14 protein-coding genes are annotated in these 16,620 nt (G+C 69.4%); 4 read left to right on the top strand and 10 right to left on the bottom strand.

Features of this window, described 5'->3' with window-relative positions; all coding sequences use genetic code 11:
• Positions 1-100 precede the first annotated feature (100 nt).
• Positions 101-2,191 carry an MMPL family transporter gene (locus G5C66_RS05910; protein WP_165110042.1) on the bottom strand — a complete coding sequence of 697 codons (2,091 nt, stop codon included), beginning with the start codon at positions 2,189-2,191 and terminating at the stop codon, positions 101-103.
• Between the two features lie 88 nt (positions 2,192-2,279).
• Here G5C66_RS05910 and G5C66_RS05915 point away from each other — a divergent pair, with 88 nt between their 5' ends.
• Positions 2,280-2,600 carry a PadR family transcriptional regulator gene (locus G5C66_RS05915; protein ID WP_008356007.1) on the top strand — a complete coding sequence of 107 codons (321 nt, stop codon included), beginning with the start codon at positions 2,280-2,282 and terminating at the stop codon, positions 2,598-2,600.
• A 165-nt stretch (positions 2,601-2,765) separates the two neighbouring features.
• Positions 2,766-3,404 (top strand): permease prefix domain 1-containing protein, encoded by a 639-nt coding sequence (locus G5C66_RS05920; RefSeq protein WP_165110043.1) that lies wholly within the window; start codon positions 2,766-2,768, stop codon positions 3,402-3,404.
• Between the two features lie 98 nt (positions 3,405-3,502).
• Here G5C66_RS05920 and G5C66_RS05925 read toward each other — a convergent pair whose 3' ends face one another.
• The 4 genes from G5C66_RS05925 to G5C66_RS05940 are packed head-to-tail and all read right to left on the bottom strand — an operon-like array spanning position 3,503 to position 8,348.
• The gene (locus G5C66_RS05925) at positions 3,503-5,353 is read right to left on the bottom strand and encodes a DEAD/DEAH box helicase (RefSeq protein ID WP_206443779.1); all 1,851 of its coding nucleotides are present in this window, start codon (positions 5,351-5,353) and stop codon (positions 3,503-3,505) included.
• 55 nt (positions 5,354-5,408) lie between these two features.
• Positions 5,409-6,224, bottom strand: a complete 816-nt coding sequence (locus G5C66_RS05930; protein WP_165110044.1) for an MOSC domain-containing protein — start codon at positions 6,222-6,224, stop codon at positions 5,409-5,411.
• Between the two features lie 22 nt (positions 6,225-6,246).
• The gene (glmS, locus tag G5C66_RS05935; RefSeq protein ID WP_165110045.1) at positions 6,247-8,070 is read right to left on the bottom strand and encodes a glutamine--fructose-6-phosphate transaminase (isomerizing); all 1,824 of its coding nucleotides are present in this window, start codon (positions 8,068-8,070) and stop codon (positions 6,247-6,249) included.
• 14 nt (positions 8,071-8,084) lie between these two features.
• A complete protein-coding gene (locus G5C66_RS05940) occupies positions 8,085-8,348 on the bottom strand; it encodes a hypothetical protein (protein WP_165110046.1) in 264 nt (87 codons plus the stop codon).
• A 534-nt stretch (positions 8,349-8,882) separates the two neighbouring features.
• Here G5C66_RS05940 and G5C66_RS05945 point away from each other — a divergent pair.
• A complete protein-coding gene (locus G5C66_RS05945) occupies positions 8,883-9,494 on the top strand; it encodes a YceI family protein (RefSeq protein ID WP_165110047.1) in 612 nt (203 codons plus the stop codon).
• Between the two features lie 82 nt (positions 9,495-9,576).
• Here the strand turns inward: G5C66_RS05945 and G5C66_RS05950 are convergent, their stop codons facing one another.
• From G5C66_RS05950 to G5C66_RS05960, 3 genes are all read right to left on the bottom strand, one after another.
• The gene (locus G5C66_RS05950) at positions 9,577-10,026 is read right to left on the bottom strand and encodes a hypothetical protein (RefSeq protein WP_165110048.1); all 450 of its coding nucleotides are present in this window, start codon (positions 10,024-10,026) and stop codon (positions 9,577-9,579) included.
• Positions 10,027-10,497: 471 nt separating this feature from the next.
• Positions 10,498-12,138: a monocarboxylate uptake permease MctP gene (mctP, locus tag G5C66_RS05955; RefSeq protein WP_338144080.1), complete on the bottom strand. Its 1,641-nt coding sequence runs from the start codon at positions 12,136-12,138 to the stop codon at positions 10,498-10,500.
• Complete coding sequence (locus G5C66_RS05960; protein ID WP_091043495.1) at positions 12,135-12,389, bottom strand: DUF3311 domain-containing protein; 255 nt, start codon at positions 12,387-12,389, stop codon at positions 12,135-12,137. The genes mctP and G5C66_RS05960 overlap by 4 nt, the downstream gene beginning before the upstream one ends.
• 246 nt (positions 12,390-12,635) lie before the next feature.
• Between G5C66_RS05960 and G5C66_RS05965 the strand changes: the two genes are divergently transcribed.
• Entirely contained in the window at positions 12,636-13,964 is a 1,329-nt protein-coding gene (locus G5C66_RS05965) for an exo-beta-N-acetylmuramidase NamZ family protein (RefSeq protein ID WP_165110050.1), read from the top strand.
• 129 nt (positions 13,965-14,093) lie between these two features.
• Here the strand turns inward: G5C66_RS05965 and eda are convergent, their stop codons facing one another.
• Both eda and edd read right to left on the bottom strand, forming a co-directional pair.
• Positions 14,094-14,723, bottom strand: a complete 630-nt coding sequence (gene eda / locus G5C66_RS05970) for a bifunctional 4-hydroxy-2-oxoglutarate aldolase/2-dehydro-3-deoxy-phosphogluconate aldolase (protein WP_165110051.1) — start codon at positions 14,721-14,723, stop codon at positions 14,094-14,096.
• Complete coding sequence (gene edd / locus G5C66_RS05975) at positions 14,716-16,581, bottom strand: phosphogluconate dehydratase (RefSeq protein WP_338144081.1); 1,866 nt, start codon at positions 16,579-16,581, stop codon at positions 14,716-14,718. Before edd ends, eda begins: the two co-directional genes overlap by 8 nt.
• Positions 16,582-16,620 lie beyond the last annotated feature (39 nt).

The following is a 16,620-nucleotide window of genomic DNA, read 5'->3' on the forward strand; positions in this document are numbered from 1 at the left end:
CCGGTGGCGGCCCTTCCCTTCGGTTGTACGCGCCCTTACGTGCCTCCGCAGGAAATTTGTTTCACGTCCAAGTAACTGTCCGGAACCCGCTTACCCGGGTTCATTCGACGTTCTGGAGGCGCGGCAGGATCCGGTCGAGCCACCCCGGCAGCCACCACGCCCGGGCCCCGAGCAGCCGCATCACGGCGGGCACCACGAGACACCGCACCACGACCGCGTCGAGCAGCACGGCGACCGCCATCACGAAGCCCATCTCCTGCAGCATCCGGTCCGGGCTGAACCAGAAGGCGCCGAAGACCACGACCATGATCGCGGCGGCCGCGGTGATGACGCCGCCGGTGTGCGCCAGCCCCTCCCGGACCGCCTCCTGGGCGTCACCGCTGCGCAGCCACTCCTCGCGCATCCGCGAGATCAGGAAGACCTCGTAGTCCATCGAGAGGCCGAAGACGATCGCGAAGGTCATCACCGGCAGGAACGCCTCGATCGGCCCCGGCTCGACCCCGAGCAGCCCCTCCTGGAAGACGTACGTCATCGCGCCCATCGAGGCGCCGATCGAGATCACATTCAGGATCGCCGCCTTGATCGCCACCGCGACCGAGCGGAAGACGCACATCAGCAGCAGCGCGGAGAGCCCGACCACGAGCCCGATGAAGAGCGGCAGCCTCTTCGCGACCGCATCGGAGTAGTCGATCAGCGCCGCGGTCGAGCCGCCGACGAGGACGTCGTCGCCGAGGTCCGCGCGCAGCTCCTTGACCAGTTCGGTCGTCTCGGCGTCCTGCGGGCCGGTCTCCGGGAAGGCGATGGAGGTGAACACCGCGCCGTCCGCCGACGGCTGCGGCGGCGTCACGGCGGCCACACCTGCGTACCCCTGGAGCTTCTCGTACGCCGCGACCGCCTGCCCCTGCGAGCCCTCGGTCATGACGATGAGCGGGCCGTTGGCACCGGGACCGAACTTGTCGCTGACCAGGTCGTAGGCCTTCCGCGTCGTCGAGGAGGTGTCGTCGTTGCCGGCGTCGGCGAAGCCGAGCTGGAGCCCGAGGACCGGGGTGGCGAGGGCGCCGAGAGCCACCAGAGAGACGACCAGCGCGGCCCACGGGTGCCGCTGGACGCCGCCTGCCCAGGCACGCCACCGCTGACCGGGCTCGCGGCGGGAGCGAGCGGCGTGGCGGCGTACGGACTTCTCCAGGCGCTTGCCGAAGAGCGTCAGCAGCGACGGGAGCAGGGTGACCGCGGCGATCATGGTCATCAGGACGGTGAGCGCGACACCGAGCACGACCCCCTGGATCGAGGTCAGCTGCAGCACGTAGAGGCCACAGAGCGCCAGGATGACGCTGACGCCGGCAAAGAGCACCGAGCGGCCGGCGGTGTCGATCGCGGTCGAGGTGGCGTCCTCGCGGGTGGCGCCGTGGAGCAGCTCGCTGCGGTAGCGGGAGAAGACCAGCAGCGCATAGTCGATGCCCACCCCGAGCCCGACGATCATCAGCATCGGCGCGGTGTAGTCCGGGATCGTGGTCAGGTGGGAGAGCAGCGTGACCACGCCGAACGTGGTGCCGACGGCGAAGATCGCGGTGATCAGCGGCAGGCTCGCAGCCAGGAACGATCCGAACATGAACAGCATGATCACCAGCGCGGCGAGCATGCCGATCCCCTCGGAGCTGCCGCCCTCGCCCTCGTTCACCTCACGCATCGAGTCGCCGGCCATCTCCACCTGGAGGTCGTCGGTCGTGGTCTCGTCCGCGATCTCGAGGAACGGCTCGTACGCGCTGATCGGGAGCTCACCCGGCTCGGCGTCCATGACGATGGTGACCAGCGCGGTCGTACCGTCCTCGCTCACCGACCCACGCTGCGGGTCGGCGGCCTCGACGCTCTCGACGTGCGGGACCTCGGCGAGGTCGGCGAGCAGGTCGTCGACGGCCTGCTGGTCGGTGTCCCAGCCGCGCTCGTCGTGGATGACCGCGCGCACCTCGTCGCCGGTCGACCCGCCGTGCTTCGCGTGGAGGTCGGCCATCTCCTGCGACTGCGTGCCGGGGATGTCGAAGGAGTTGCGGTAGTCGTCGCCGATGCCCTGCGCCGCCGCGGTCACGCCGACGAGCACCACCACCCACAGCAGCAATGCGGTCCAGTGGTGGCGTTGGGAGAACGACGCCAGCCGCCGCAGCGGACTGGGTCTCGTGGTCGTCTGGACGGTCATCATGTCTCCTTGTCCGTGATTGTCTGGCTACCTGTAGACAGACAACATGTATGAAGACAATGTACGCCGGGCTGTGTAGGCTGTCTACATGAAAGCCGACGCCCTCCGTGGCCACCTCGACTCGCTGATCCTGGCCGTCGTCGAGAAGCAGCCCCTCCACGGCTACGCGATCATCGAGGCCCTCAGCGCCCGTAGCGGTGGCGAGCTCGACCTCCCCACCGGCACCATCTACCCGGCTCTGCGCCGCCTGGAGAAGGCCGGCTACCTCGACAGCTCCTGGTCCGAGGTCGGCGGCCGCAAGCGCCGCACCTACGAGCTCTCCTCCGCCGGCCGCAACGCCCTCGCCGCCCACCGCCAGGAGTGGCGCACCTTCGCCAAGGTGGTCTCCGGCGTGCTCGGCGAAGCCTGACCCGCCGAGGCGTCACCCCCGTCGCCCGAGACGGCACCCCCGTCGGCCGAAACGGCACTTACGTCGGCCGAGACGGCACTTCTGGGGGCCGAACCCGCAGTTGTGGAGACCCATTCAGGGAGTTCCCTGATGTGGCCAACACGGCCGGCGGCAGAAGATGGGCGCATGAGCGCCGTCGACGTCTACCTTGCGGACCTGCGCGCCGCGATCCCCGGCCCGAGCTGGACCCGGCGCGACCTGCTGCGCGAGGCCGGCGACCACCTCGAGGACGCGACCGCCGCCTACACCGCGGCGGGTTACACGACGGCCGAGGCCGAGGCCCTGGCGCTGCGCGACTTCGGCTCCGTCGACGACATTGCTCCCGGCTTCCGCGACACCGTCGCGATCGATGCCGCCCGGCGTACGGCGATCCTGCTCGTCCTCGTCATGATCCCCCAGGCGTTCCTGTGGGACGGCGGGATCGACCTCGGCGCGAGCGCCCACTCCGTCGCTCCCGACAGCGGCCTGTTCCACGTGCTCGACATCGTCATCGCGTACGTCGGCACAGCAGGCACCGTCGGCGCCGTCATCGCCCTGGCGGTGACCGCGATCGGTCAGCGCTGGCTGCCGGTCGGGCGCCGTACTGCCCGCCTCACCGCGACCTGGTCGCTGGCCACCGCCATGGTCGTACCGATCATCGGTTTCACCATGCTCGTCCTGACCGGCGGCCTCACCGTGATCCTGGCACTCTGCGCGCTCGCCTTCATGGCCGCCCCGTTCGCGCTGGTCGCCCTCTCAGCTCAGCGCACCCTCGCCGCCTGCTGACTTCTGCCGAGACGTCACTCCGGTCGGCCGACATGTCACCATCGGGCCGGTTCGACCGACGCGCGTGACGCTTCGGCCGACGCGGGCGACTTCTCGGGTCAGTCGAACTTGCGCTTCTGCCGCGGCTTCCGAGGACGCTCGCCGGCGTCGGGCTTCCCGTAACGCGCGCTCTTGTCGAAGCGGCCACCCGAGCGACGCACGGGGCCGCCGGAGTCCTCCGAGAGCTCGATGAGCTTCCCGGAAATGCGGGTCGACTCGAGCGCCTTCCAGGTCTCGGGGGCCAGATCGGCGGGGAGCTCGACCAGCGAGAAGTCGTTGCGGATGGAGATGTTGCCGAAGTCGGCGCGGCGCAGGCCACCCTCGTTGGCGATGGCGCCGACGATCTGGCGCGGCTCGACGCGGTGACGCTTCCCCACCTGGATCTTGTACGTCGCCAGCGGCTGCCCGTTGCCACGCGAGCGCGAGGACTCGCGACGCTCACCGGACCCACGCTCGCCCCGGTCGTCGCGGTCGCGACGGCCCCGGCGCTCGTCGTACGCGGGCTTCTCCGGTTCCGGCTCGAGGAGCAGCGGCTCCTCGCCGTGGAGGACGGCAGCCAGCGCGGCGGCGACGTCGACCTCGGGCACGTCGTGCTCCTCGACGTAGTGACGCACCACGTCGCGGAAGAACTCGATCTTCTCGCCCTCCTGGAGGGCGGCGGTGATGCCGTCGTCGAAGCGGGAGAGGCGGGTCGCGTTGACCTCATCGACCGAGGGCAGCTGCATCTGGACCGGCTGCGCCTTGGTGTGCTTCTCGATCGCGCGCAGCAGCCACCGCTCACGCGGGGTGACGAACGAGATCGCGTCGCCGGTGCGGCCGGCGCGACCCGTACGACCGATGCGGTGGACGTAGGCCTCGACATCGGTCGGCAGGTCGTAGTTGACGACGTGCGAGATCCGCTCGACATCGAGGCCACGAGCCGCGACATCGGTCGCCACCAGGATGTCCAAGGACCCGTCCTTGAGCTGGTTGACGGTCTTCTCGCGCTGGGCCTGGGCGATGTCGCCGTTGATCGCGGTCGCGGCGAAGCCACGTGCGCGCAGCTTCTCGGCCAGCGACTCGGTCTCGGACTTGGTGCGCGTGAAGACGATCATGCCCTCGAAGTTCTCGACCTCGAGGATGCGGGTGAGGGCGTCGACCTTCTGGGGGTAGGACACCATCAGGTAGCGCTGGGTGATGTTGGTGTTGGTCTGCGTCTTCGCCTTGACCGAGATCTCCTCGGCGTCGCGCAGGTACTTCTTCGACAGCCGGCGGATCTGGGCAGGCATGGTCGCGGAGAAGAGCGCGACCTGCTTGTCCTCGGGGGTCTCGGCGAGGATCGTCTCGACGTCCTCCGCGAAGCCCATGTTGAGCATCTCGTCGGCCTCGTCGAGCACCAGGAAGCGCAGCTGCGACAGGTCCAGCGTGCCCTTCTCCAGGTGGTCCATGATCCGGCCGGGCGTGCCGACGACGACGTGGACGCCGCGGCGGAGGGCGGTCAGCTGCGGGCCGTAGCCCTGGCCGCCGTAGACCGGCAGGATGCGGACGCCGTCGATGTTGGACGCGTAGCGCTCGAACGCCTCGCACACCTGCAGGGCCAGCTCGCGCGTCGGCGCGAGCACCAGCGCCTGCGGCGCGTTCTGGTAGACGTCGAGGTTGGAGAGCACCGGCAGCGCGAACGCCGCGGTCTTTCCGGTGCCGGTCTGAGCGAGACCGACGACGTCGCGGCCCCGGAGCAGGGTGGGGATGGTCGCGGCCTGGATCGCGCTCGGCGTCTCGTAGCCGAGGGCCTTCACAGCCTCGAGGACGCTCGCGGACAGACCGAGTGAGTCGAAGGTCGGACCCTGGTCCGCCTCCACGCTGGACGCACCACTGGGCTCCTCGGGCGCGGAGGTGGTGGATACGGCAGAATCAGCGTCGGTGCTCACCATCCAACGGTAGGCCCTTATAGCACTATCTCGACATTCCTCGGCGCGGTGGCCCCCGTCACTCCGAGACGACGACCTCGTCACCCACCGCGATCTCGCCGGGATGGACGACGGCGAGGTGTATCGCCGCCCAGACCTTGCCGTCCCACTTGCGATGCACCGCGAGCGTACGCAGCGGGTCCTTGCCGCTCGTCAGCGTCTCCGGATCGATGGTGGTCATCACGCAGCGGTCGATCGGCGCGGCGACACGGAACCGGGCGCCGCCGATCGCGACCTCCTTCCAGTCGTCCTCTGCGAAGGCCGCCGCGACGCCGCCGATCAGCAGGTTGGCCCGGAACCGCCCGACGGGGACGTCGTCGTCGGCCCACTCGTCGATCTGAGCGGCCGAGGCGTCCGAGATCAGCGACACCGGCGAGGAGTCGTGGAAGGACGCATACTCACCGGGCCGGTATTTGGCCGGGTTCATCGGCCGCTTCGCCGGGTCGGCGCACCACATCAGCCTCAGGTCGTCGCGGCCGAGCGCCTTCCTCACCCAGGCGTCCGCGGCATCGCCGACGGCACGCGCGGTGAGCGCCTTCTCGAAGAGCCGTACGTCGACCATCGGCGCTTCCTCCCCGGGCGCCGACACCTCCAGCGGGTCCATGCCGGCGCGGCTCAGCAGCAGGTCCACGCCGTCGGGACCACCGGTCGCCGGAGTGTCGGCCACGACCGTGAACAGCTCCCGCATCTCACGCGCCGTCACCAGCTTGCCGCTGCCGTCGACGACCATCCACTCCCGGTCACCCACGATCCCGGCCCTGCCGACGTACGCCTCCTCCACCGGTCTGATCGCCGTGGACTTCACCGGATGGAGATTGATCGCCGCCAGATGCATGGCCTGATTGAACCGCTATCGGCTACTCGACCGTTACCGATTTTGCAAGGTTCCGCGGCTTGTCGACGTCGTGGCCGAGGGCCTTGGCGGCATGGAAGGCGATCAGCTGGAGCGGGATGGTCAGCAGGATCGGGTCGAGCTCGACCTCGTTCTTCGGTACGTCCACCCGCAGTGCGTCGAGCTCGCCGAGGTCGACCTCGGGGTGGGTGACGACGACCAGGGGCCCGCGGCGAGCGCTGATCTCGTGGAGTGCCGCGACGTTGCGGTCGGTCAGCTCGTCCTGCGGCACGATCGCGACCGTCGGCACCGACTCCGAGATCAGCGCGAGCGGACCGTGCTTCAGCTCGGAGGTCTGGTAGGCCTCCGCGTGCCGGTAGGAGATCTCCTTCAGCTTCTGCGCCCCTTCGCGGGCGACCGGGTAGCCGCGCACGCGGCCGACGAAGAACATCGACTCCGCCTCGGCCAGGCGCGCCGCGACCTCCTCGAGGTGGGACTCGCTCTTGAGGATCTCCTCGATCTGGGTCGGCAGCGCCTGCAGGCCGGAGATCAGCCGCTTCCCGTCGGCGATCGAGAGGTCGCGGACGCGACCGAGCTGGAGCGCGAGCAGGGAGAACGCGACGTACATGTTGGTCAGCGCCTTGGTCGAGGCGACCGCGATCTCCGGGCCGGCGTGCAGGTAGATCCCGCCGTCGACGGCGCGCGCGATCGCCGAGCCGACGACGTTGACGACACCGAGCACGCGCCCGCCCTTGCGGCGGATCTCCTGGACCGCGAGCAGGGTGTCGATGGTCTCCCCGGACTGGGAGACGGCGACGTAGAGGGTGTCGGGCTCGATGATCGGATTGCGGTAGCGGAACTCCGAGGCCGCCTCGGCGTCGGCGGGGATCCGGGCGAGCTCCTCGATCAGCCCGGCACCCATCTGACCGACGTAGTAGGCGGATCCGCAGCCCAGGATCTTCACCCGGCGGATCGCGCGCAGCTCGCGCGGGTCGAGGTTGAGCCCGCCGAGGTGCGCGGTGCCGAACCGCTCGTCGAGCCGGCCACGCAGCGCCCGCTCGACCGAGGACGGCTGCTCCAGGATCTCGGTGAACATCCGCGGCTCGTCGGCGAGCTCGCCGTACTCGTACGCCGACGGGTCCACGTCGACCTCCCGAGCCGTCGTGGTGGTCGTCGTCAGGTCCTGGCGGAACGTCGTGAAGCCGGTCGCGGTGACCGTCGCCAGCTCACCGTCGTCGAGGTGGGCGACGGTGGTGGTGTGGCGTACGACCGCGGCGAGGTCAGAGGCGACGTACATCTCGCCGTCGCCGACGCCGACGATCAGCGGCGAGCCGTTGCGGGCGACGACCATCCGGTCGGGGAAGTCGGCGTGCACGACGGCCAGACCCCAGGTGCCCTCGACCTGAGAGAGCGCGTCGACGACCTTCGCCTCCAGATTGTCTGCAGTCGACAATCCGATCAGGTGGGCGAAGACCTCGGTGTCGGTGTCACTGACCAGCTCGACGCCCGCCTCCGTGAGCCGCTCTCGCAGCGAGGCGGCATTGTCGACAATCCCGTTGTGGACAACCGCCACCTTGCCGTCGGCGGAGACGTGCGGATGCGCGTTGGTGTCGTTCGCCGGGCCGTGCGTCGCCCACCGGGTGTGCCCGATGCCGACCTTGCCGGCGAACCGCTTCGGCAGCGCATCGACCAGATCGCGCACCCGCCCGGCCTTCTTCACCACCTGCAGCCTGCTGCCGAGCACGGCGACTCCCGCCGAGTCATAGCCCCGGTGCTCGAGCCGGGCCAACCCCTCGGTGAGCAGACCCGCAGCCTGCTGGGGCCCGATGTAGCCGACGATTCCGCACATGTGTCCTGTCCGTCCTATCCGTAGATGAGCCGTCGCAGCTGCCGCTCGGTCAGCTGCGGGGCGGCAACGACCCGCCCCCGAAGCTCCTCGGTCAGCCGCGCGAAGATCGCGTCGTTCTTCGCGCCGTACGTCTTCAGCTGTGCATGCCGGCGGCGTACGTAGGCCTCGACCGGTTCGTCGAAGTACGCCACCACGTCCTCGATCACTCGAGCCGCCTCCGCGGGCGGGAGCCCGGTGGTGGCGACCAGGTGATCGATCAGCGCTTGCTCAGCAGTCACCCACCAACTGTGGGCCACTCACAGGACGGCGTTCAAATTTCTGCCCGATTTCGGGCAGAACTGACCGGTTAACGACCAAGTGGGGCGGACGACGCGAACTACACCCGCTCCCGCACCGCCAAGTGGGGCGCACCGCGCCGTCTAGCCAACTACTTGGACATACGGGTGGGGGTGCGGTACCTTAGGTGAACACAAGGTGAACAGGAGGTGTCTGATGAACGGAAATAAAGTGACTGGCAAGCTCGAGCTGCGCTGGCTCCCTGTCGTCGACCGCCGCGGCCGCAAGCACATGGAGGCCCGCTGGGTCGAAGTCAGTGCCCCCGCGACCACTCGTCACGCTGCCTGACAACCGCTCAAAGCTTCCGAGGCCCGCTCCCGACAGGGGAGCGGGCCTCGTGTGTTTGGGGATAGCGTTGTCACTGCAACCAATCTTCCGCTGCCGTCGGAAACACCCACGAGAGCGGGAACATTGGGCGAGATTCCCCCGTTATGATGCTTGCAGTTTCAACCAATTCTTCCAGGAGCGCACCCGCCATGGGCATTTTCAGCAAGAAGGACACGGCCCCCGCCGAGACCGAGTTCGACACCCCGACCGCCGCCATCGACGACATCTCGGGTGACTACACCCTCGACGTCGCCCACACCCGCCTGGGCTTCTCGGCTCGCCACGCGATGGTGACCACGGTCCGCGGCTCGTTCAAGGAGTTCGAGGGCACCGCGACGATCGACACCGCCGAGCCGGCCAAGTCCAAGGTCTCGCTCACGATCAACGCCAACTCGATCGACACCGGCAACGCCGACCGCGACGGTCACCTGCTCTCCGGTGACTTCTTCGAGAACGAGACCTACCCCACGATCACCTTCGAGTCGACCGCGGTCGAGTTCGACGGCGAGACCTGGAACATCACCGGTGACCTGACCATCAAGGGCACCACCAAGTCGGTCACCGTCCCGTTCGAGCAGACCGGCTCCGCCAAGGACCCGTTCGGCAACACCCGCGTCGGCTTCGAGGGTGCCGTGGCGATCAACCGCACCGACTGGGGCCTGTCCTTCAACGCCGCCCTCGAGACCGGTGGCGTGCTCGTCTCCGAGAAGATCAAGCTCGAGTTCGACATCTCCGCGATCAAGAACGTCGACGAGGCCTGATCTCGGCCACACGTAGACCACGATCGGGGGCCACCGGGAACATCCCGGTGGCCCCCGATGTGTCTCGTAGCCGTCCGGCCGATCAGGGCTTGCCGACGGCCTGCCCAGCCGGGACGTGGTAGTGCTTCTCCGCCCCGATCCGAACCGTGGCGACGACGTCCATGGACGAGGCGTCACCGGTGGAGCCCCCGGCCACCCCGATCAGGTCGGAGTCGAGATCGGCGTCGCGGCCGCGACGCAGGGGCGACCCGGTGTCCTCGTCATGGTGGACCACACCGGCGGTCGCGTTGTCGATCGGGGACTCGAGGTGCCCGCGGCCGCTGATCACCACGGCCGTACCGTCGGTCGTCACCGTCACGGCACCGTCACTCCCCGCCGCCTCTCCCGAGATGGTCATCGGACCGACGGGCCCACGATCCGGAGCCTTGATCGAGTCGGCGCAGGCGACGCCGGCACCGGCGGCCACGAAGGCACCCGCCAACAGCGTCACCACCACCGACCGCCGCAGTCCCCCGAGGATCTTCGAGCTCATTGTGTTCTCCTGACGTCAGTGCACGGCATGGGGATACGGGACCCCGTCAGCGCCTACACCCGGCGCCCGAGCGCTCGGGGATCGCGGCGGCGCGGACGGGGTCCCGCCGGGCAGGGCGAGCGCCGTCCTGGTCGCGCTCATAGCCCCGCCCATCGGACCGGGCGGATCGGCAGTCCCGAGGACCTGCCCCTGTCACGCCCGGTGGTAGATCCACACAGACGACGCCCCCCGGCGCCCGATCGCCTGCGTGGATCCGTTGCTCGTCGAGGACCTGGAGTCGGGCGCGGCGAGCCGCCACAACGGCGGTCACTGCCTCATCGCCCCACATGGATGCCCCCGAGATCGGTCCGGATCAGACCCTTTCCATACCTGTTACGTACTTCCGCGCGTTGGCGTTGCACTTACTTCAGAAATATGCGACAAGTCCCGCAAACACGCCACTGGGACGTGTTTGCGGGACTTTGCTCAGGGTCAGCGCACCTCGGTCGTCGAGATCAGCTCGTCGACGACACCCTCGTCGCCCGCGTCGACCGTGTAGTCCGACGCCACCGTGGCGTCCTCACCGTCGGGCACCTTGAGCGCCCTCAGGATCGGAGTCAGCACCACGACCACGATGATGTTCAGCAGGAACGCGGTGAGCGCGATGTAGATCGGGGTCTCCGTGCCCGGGAACGGCGCCAGCGGCCCGCCGAAGTGCTCCTGGGTCGGTGAGGAGACGCCGTACGCCACGATCGTCCCGTATGCCATCCCGACCGCCCAGCCGGCCATGACCGCCCAGCGGTGGAACCACCGGGTGTAGAGCCCGACGACGATCGCCGGCAGCGTCTGCAGGATCCAGACACCGCCGAGCAGCTGCAGGTTGATGGCGTACGACTTCGACAGTGCGAGCACGAAGATCAGGGCCCCGAACTTCACGATCAGGGACACGATCTTGGCCTGCTTGGCCTCGTCCTCAGGGGTCGCCTCGGGCTTGAGGTAGGCCTTGTAGATGTTGCGCGTCCACAGGTTCGCCGCCGCGATCGACATGATCGCCGCCGGCACCAGCGCACCGATGATGATCGCCGCGTACGCCACGCCCGCGAACCACGCCGGGAACTGGTCCTCGAAGAGCTGCGGGATCGCGAGCTGCGGGTTCGGCGGGTCGCCGACCATGACGCCGGCCGCGAGGGCGACGAACCCGAGCAGCGCCAGCAGGCCCAGCAGGAACGAGTAGGCCGGCAGCAGCGAGGCGTTGCGGCGGATCACGTTGCGGCTGCGGGTGGAGAGCACGCCGGTGATGGAGTGCGGGTACATGAACAGCGCCAGCGCCGAGCCGAGCGCGAGCGAGGCGTAGGCCCACTGGCCCGCCGCCTGCGTCGGGAACAGCGCCTTCGGTGTGGCCTCGCCGGCCGCGATCGCGTCCGCGTTCTCGGTGTTGAACGTGTCGAAGCTGGCCTGCACCGTATCGAAGATGTTGGCCCAGCCACCGATCTGCGAGGGGATGTAGACGATCGCCACGATGATCACGATGTAGATCAGCGAGTCCTTCACGAACGCGATCAGCGCCGGCGCCCGCAGCCCGGACGAGTACGTGTAGGCAGCAAGCACCGCGAACGCGATGAAGAGCGGCAGGTCCCGGATGAACCAGTTCGAGGAGTCGCTCTGCAGGCCCATCACCTCGAGCACGACCTCCATGCCCACCAGCTGCAGCGCGATGTAGGGCATCGTGGCGAGCAGGCCGGTCAGCGCGACCACGAGGCCGAGGGACTTGGACCCGTAGCGGCCGGTGACGAAGTCGGCCGGGGTGACGTACCCGTGCTTGTGCGAGACCGACCACAGCTTCGGCAGGAACGCGAAGATGATCGGGTAGACGAGGATCGTGTAGGGGACGGCGAAGAAGCCGACTGCGGCGCCGGCGAACAGCGTCGCGGGGACCGCGATGAAGGTGTACGCCGTGTAGAGGTCGCCTCCGATGAGGAACCAGGCCACGAACGTACCGAACCCACGACCGCCCAGGCCCCACTCGTCGAGATTGTCCAACGACTTCGCCCGGCGCCAGCGCGCAGCGGAGAAGCCGAGGATCGTGACCAGCAGGAACAGGAAGGCGAAGACGGAGACTGCGACCGCGCTCACTGGCCGCCCTCCTTCCATGGGCGCCCGGCGGCGGCACGGTCACGCCGGAACGCGGCCTTGGCGACGAAGTAGGCGATGGTCGTGAACAGGACCGAGCAGGGGATCAGGACGAGCTGGAACCAGAAGTAGAACGGGAATCCGGCGAGCGTCGGATCCTCCTTCGCGTACAGCGGCACCGCGAGTGACGGTGCTGCCGCCGCGAACAGGAGGATCCCGACAAGGATCCACGAGCCCTTGGACGAGGACGGCATGGGTCACCTCCGAGATCTGTCGAAGTGGGGTTGGACGATGTGTGACCTTGGTCACATTGAGCCACGGTGTCCAGTCCCCATCGACCAACACGACGACGAACGGTCGATCTGCCACGACGAACGGTCGACCCGTCGGACACCCGGGCATCGGCGGCCTCGGCCGGGCGGCCCAGGAATTCCCCTCCCAAACGCCGTCGGCAGGGCTAGCCTGCAAGGTGATCCTCCCCCTCGGCACAGGAGCACCCCATGAACAATGAAGTTCCCAGGATCGACCGACGCCGCCTGCTCGGTGCCGTCGCGGCCGGCGCCGCGGCGACTCCGCTGATCACGGGTTCGTCCGGCGCGGCGGGCGCGACGGAGACCCCCGCCCCGACGGTCGAGCCGCTCGGGCGGGAGGCCGTCCGGCCCGGAGCCGACCGGGCCGCCTCCGAGGGCTGGTCGGTGCTGTCCGGCGAGCGCGTCGGCATCATCACCAACCCGACCGGCGTGCTCCGCAACCTGCGCAACATCGTCGACGAGATGCACGAGTCCGGGGCCGTGCAGATCGCCGGTGTCTTCGGCCCTGAGCACGGCTTCCGCGGCACCGCCCAGGCCGGCGGCTCGGAGGGCACCTTCGTCGACGAGCGCACCGGGCTGACCGTCTACGACGCCTATGGCGCGAACGTCGCGAAGATGCGCGAGCTGTTCACGACCGCCGACGTGGAGACCGTCGTCTTCGACATCCAGGACGTCGGCTCCCGGTTCTACACCTACATCTGGACGATGTGGACGGCGATGCAGGCGGCGGTCGCGACCGGCAAGCGCTTCGTGGCCCTCGACCGTCCCAACCCCGTGGGCGGGGTCGCTCGCGGACCGATGATGACCGCGGCGTACACCTCGGGCGTCGGCGCCCGCGAGATCGTCCAGCAGCACGGGATGTCGGTCGGCGAGCTGGCCCGGTTCTTCGACGGCGAGTTCCTCGAGGAGCACGCCGGCGGGCGGCTGGCGCAGCTCGACATCGTGCAGGTCTCCGGGTGGCGGAGAAGGACGTTGTACGCCGACACCGGGCTCGACTTCGTCCTGCCGAGCCCCAACATGCCGACGCCGGACACCGCGCTGGCCTACCCCGGCACCTGCATGTTCGAGGGCACCAACCTCTCCGAGGGACGCGGCACCACCAAGCCGTTCGAGCTGATCGGGGCGCCGTTCGTCGACCACCGTTGGGCCGCAGCGCTGGAGGAGGCCGGGCTTCCGGGCGTGACGTTCCGCGAGGCCTACTTCAACCCGTCGGTCAACAAGCACGCCGGCAAGGTCTGCGGCGGCGTACAGGTCACCATCCAGGACCGCGACCGGTTCGACCCGATCCGCGCCGGGGTCGAGATGCTGGTCACCGCGAAGGCGCTCTATCCGGAGTTCGCCTGGCGCCAGGACTCCTGGGACACCGCCCGCCCGTTCTGGATCGACAAGCTCACCGGATCAACGAGGCTGCGTACGCAGATCGACGCCGGCGCCACCGGCGACGAGGTCGAGGCGGCATGGCGCGACGAGCTGGCCGCCTTCGACACAACCCGCCGCCAATACCTGATCTACCGCTAACCAGCCGAGTCGGCGCGTCAGTCCCAGAAAATCGGGTCGAGTCGGCGCATCTGCCCCAAGGGCGTGGGACAGATGCGCCGACTCGGCACGCTGAGGCGGGGCAGTAGCGCCGACTCGGCAGGGGTTGGGTCAGCGGAGGGCGGCGGTGGCGGCTGCGAGCGCGGTGACGCGGTCCCAGTCGCCGGAGGCGAGCGCGTCGGCGGGGGTGAGCCAGGAGCCGCCGACACAGCCGACGTTGCGGAGGCTGAGGTAGCTCGGGGCGGTGGCGAGCGAGATGCCGCCGGTGGGGCAGAAGCGTGCGTCGGGCAGCACCGACGGCAGCGAGCCCAGGAACTTGGCGCCGCCCGAGGCCTCGGCCGGGAAGAACTTCATCGCGGTGTGACCGGTCTCGAGCACCGCGAGGGCCTCGGACACGGTCGCGGTGCCGGGCAGGAACGGCAGGCCGGTGTCGCGCATCGCACCGAGCAGCGTCGGAGTGGCACCCGGCGAGACCAGGAACTGGGCCCCGGCCGCCGCGGCCTCCTTGGCGAGCAGCGGCGTGGTCACCGTGCCGGCGCCGATCAGCACCTCCGGCACCTCGGCGGCGATGGCCCGGATGGCGTCGAGCGCCACCGGCGTACGCAGCGTCAGCTCGACCACGGGCACGCCACCCTCGGCGAGGGCGCGGGCCACCGGCACCGCCTGGTCGATCGCGTCGACGACCACGACCGGGATCACCGGGGAGAGGTCGAGCAGGTCGGTGGACTTCAGGTCAGACATGGACGGGGCTCTCCTGGGACGATGCGGCGAACTGGAAGACAGAGGCGCCGGTGTCGGCGGAACCGACGGTGGCACGGAAGGCGCTGAAGAGCTCGCGGCCGGTGCCACGCCACTCGGCGTCGAGCGGCGCGCGGCCGGTCGCCGGGCGGTGCGCGAACTCGTCGGCGTCGACTCCGATCGAGAGCGTACCGGCGACGGCGTCGACGGTGATCAGGTCGCCGTCCTGCACCCGCGCGAGCGGTCCGCCGAGCGCGGCCTCGGGGGTGAGGTGGATGGCGGCCGGCACCTTGCCGGACGCGCCGGACATCCGGCCATCGGTGACGATGGCGACGTGCTGGCCGCGGTCCTGCATGACACCGAGGGCCGGGGTGAGCTTGTGCAGCTCGGGCATCCCGTTGGCCGCCGGGCCCTGGTAGCGGACCACCGCGACGAAGTCGCGACCGTCGAGGCGACCCTCGGAGAAGGCGGTGAGGAAGTCGGCCTGGTCGTCGAAGACGACCGCGGGGGCGGAGACGACCCGGTGCTCGGGCGCGACCGCGGAGGTCTTGATGACCGCGGTGCCGAGCTCGCCGGTCAGCACCCGCAGGCCACCGTCAGGCGAGAAGGGATCCGAAGCCGGCCGGAGCACGTCGAGGTCGCCGGAGACCGGCGCGCCCTCGACCAGCTCGACGTCGCCGTCGCGGGTGAGTCGCAGCTCCTGGGTGTAGGTCGACAGCCCCGGCCCCAGGATCGTGGTGACGTCCTCGTGGAGCAGCCCGGCCTCGAGCAGGGTGCGGATCAGGAAGCTCACGCCGCCGGCCGCGTGGAAGTGGTTCACGTCGGCGGAGCCGTTGGGGTACATCCGGGTGAGCAGCGGCACGACCGGCGACAGGTCGGAGATGTCACCCCAGGTCAGCTGGATCCCGGCGGCGCGCGCGATGGCGACCAGGTGCATCGTGTGGTTGGTCGAGCCGCCCGAGGCGAGCAGCGCGACGCAGGCGTTGATGATCGACTTCTCGTCGATCATCTCGCCCACACCCGGACCACCGCTCAGCGCCAGCTCGGTCGCACGCGCGGCGGCTGCGCGGGTGAGCGCGGCCCGCAGCAGGGTGTCCGGGGAGGCGAACGAGGAGCCCGGCAGGTGCAGACCGAGCACCTCCATCAGCAGCTGGTTGGAGTTGGCGGTGCCGTAGAAGGTGCAGGTGCCGCGGGAGTGGTAGCTGGCGGCCTCGGCCTCGAGCAGCTCTTCGCGGGTGGCCTCGCCGGCTGCGTACCGCTGGCGAACGCGGGCCTTCTCCTTGTTGGGGAGGCCGGAGGACATCGGGCCGGCCGGCACGAAGACGGTCGGCAGGTGGCCGAACGAGAGGGCGCCGATCAGCAGACCCGGCACGATCTTGTCGCACACGCCCAGCATCAGCGCCGAGTCGAACATATCGTGGGAGAGTGCGATCCCGGCCGACATCGCGATCACGTCGCGGGAGAAGAGCGAGACCTGCATGCCGTCGCGGCCCTGGGTGATGCCGTCGCACATCGCGGGTACGCCACCGGCGACCTGCGCCAGCCCGCCGGCCCGCATCACCGCGGCCTTGAGGAGCGGCGGGTAGGTCTCGTAGGGCGCGTGCGCCGAGAGCATGTCGTTGTAGGAGGTCACGATCGCGACGTTGGGCTTCGCCGCCGGGGTGATCACCTTGAGCTCGGCCTTGGTCGGCGCGGTGGAGGCCGCGAAACCGTGCGCGAGGTTGCTGCACGCGAGCCGACCGCGGGCGGGCCCGGCGACACGGGCGGCCGCGATGCGAGCCAGGTAGTCGGCCCGGGTGGCGGCGGAACGCTCGACGAGACGAGCGGTGACGTCGGCGACGGTGGGGGAAACGGCAGTCACGGGTCCTCCAAAAGGCTGTGTGCTTTGGCACACAATGTC

This window comes from Nocardioides turkmenicus (genome assembly GCF_011045035.1).
GTDB lineage: Bacteria > Actinomycetota > Actinomycetes > Propionibacteriales > Nocardioidaceae > Nocardioides > Nocardioides turkmenicus.

Bases quoted from the DNA above. Each gene is read 5' to 3' on its own strand.
- G5C66_RS05965 (WP_165110050.1), top strand. From the start codon at position 12,636: ATGAACAATGAAGTTCCCAGGATCGACCGACGCCGCCTGCTCGGTGCC.
- G5C66_RS05930 (WP_165110044.1), bottom strand. From the start codon at position 6,224: ATGCATCTGGCGGCGATCAATCTCCATCCGGTGAAGTCCACGGCGATC.
- G5C66_RS05960 (WP_091043495.1), bottom strand. From the start codon at position 12,389: ATGCCGTCCTCGTCCAAGGGCTCGTGGATCCTTGTCGGGATCCTCCTG.
- G5C66_RS05945 (WP_165110047.1), top strand. From the start codon at position 8,883: ATGGGCATTTTCAGCAAGAAGGACACGGCCCCCGCCGAGACCGAGTTC.
- eda (WP_165110051.1), bottom strand. From the start codon at position 14,723: ATGTCTGACCTGAAGTCCACCGACCTGCTCGACCTCTCCCCGGTGATC.
- G5C66_RS05910 (WP_165110042.1), bottom strand. From the start codon at position 2,191: ATGACCGTCCAGACGACCACGAGACCCAGTCCGCTGCGGCGGCTGGCG.
- G5C66_RS05925 (WP_206443779.1), bottom strand. From the start codon at position 5,353: ATGGTGAGCACCGACGCTGATTCTGCCGTATCCACCACCTCCGCGCCC.
- glmS (WP_165110045.1), bottom strand. From the start codon at position 8,070: ATGTGCGGAATCGTCGGCTACATCGGGCCCCAGCAGGCTGCGGGTCTG.
- G5C66_RS05950 (WP_165110048.1), bottom strand. From the start codon at position 10,026: ATGAGCTCGAAGATCCTCGGGGGACTGCGGCGGTCGGTGGTGGTGACG.
- G5C66_RS05915 (WP_008356007.1), top strand. From the start codon at position 2,280: ATGAAAGCCGACGCCCTCCGTGGCCACCTCGACTCGCTGATCCTGGCC.
- G5C66_RS05920 (WP_165110043.1), top strand. From the start codon at position 2,766: ATGAGCGCCGTCGACGTCTACCTTGCGGACCTGCGCGCCGCGATCCCC.